Consider the following 1,111-nt stretch of genomic DNA (forward strand, 5'->3'; position numbering starts at 1 on the left):
CGCGGGGGGGGTGGGTCGGTTCGCGAGGGTGGGGTGGTGGGTCCAGCTTAGGGTCTCGGGGCCGGGGGGGTACTGCGGCCCGTACGGCGGCGGGTACATCCGGGTCCACGGCGCCGTGGGCCGAACCGGTTCAGGCCTCCAGGGCCTTGCGCTGGATCTCGTCGAGCTCGGCGCAGCCCAGGGTGCCGAGGTCGAGCAGGCGGTCGAGCAGGGCGCGGTCGAAGGGGGCACCCTCGGCGGTGCCCTGGACCTCGACGAAGCGGCCGTCGGCGGTGCAGACGATGTTCATGTCGGTCTCGGCGCGGACGTCCTCCTCGTACTGGAGGTCGAGCATCGGGACGCCGTCGATGATGCCGACGCTGACGGCGCTGACGCCGCCGGTGATGGGCTGGCCCTTGGCGCGCAGGAGCTTGCGGTCGCGGGCCCAGGCGACGGCGTCGGCGAGGGCGACGTAGGCGCCGGTGATGGCGGCGGTGCGGGTGCCGCCGTCGGCCTGGAGGACGTCGCAGTCGAGGACGATGGTGTTCTCGGCGAGGGCGCGGTGGTCGACGACGGCGCGCAGCGAGCGGCCGATGAGCCGGCTGATCTCGTGGGTGCGGCCGCCGATGCGGCCCTTGACGGCCTCGCGGTCGCCGCGGGTGTTGGTGGCGCGCGGGAGCATGGAGTACTCGGCGGTGACCCAGCCTTCGCCGCTGCCCTTGCGCCAGCGGGGGACGCCCTCGGTGACGCTGGCGGTGCACAGCACCTTGGTGTCACCGTAGGAGATGAGGACGGATCCTTCGGCGTGCTTGCTCCAGCCCCGTTCGATGGTGATGGGGCGGAGCTGGTCGGGGGTGCGGCCGTCGATGCGTGACATAGGCACTGAGCGTAGTCGCTCGGAGCGGGTGTTCCTGGTGCGCCTCGGCCCGCCGGGCTGCGGCTCGGCGCCGTCCCCGGGCGCTGCTCGGCGCCGTTCCCGGCTGTGGCTCGGTGCCGGCCCCGGGTGCGCCTCGGGCCCCCCCGAAACGGTGTGGGGGGGGGGCGGGGGGGGGTGGGGGCCCCGGGGGCCCCCGACCAACACTACCAACAGGGAAACGACCGCGGGGGGGGGGAGGTGGCCAAGGACGCCAAG

1 protein-coding gene is annotated in these 1,111 nt (G+C 74.4%); it reads right to left on the bottom strand.

What is annotated here, in order from left to right; translation table 11 throughout:
* Positions 1–130 precede the first annotated feature (130 nt).
* Positions 131–856, bottom strand: a complete 726-nt coding sequence (rph, locus tag ACFV6I_RS37845; protein ID WP_063349221.1) for a ribonuclease PH — start codon at positions 854–856, stop codon at positions 131–133.
* Between the last annotated feature and the right edge of the window lie 255 nt (positions 857–1,111).

The organism is Kitasatospora sp. NPDC059803 (assembly GCF_042732255.1).
Taxonomy (GTDB): Bacteria; Actinomycetota; Actinomycetes; order Streptomycetales; family Streptomycetaceae; genus Kitasatospora.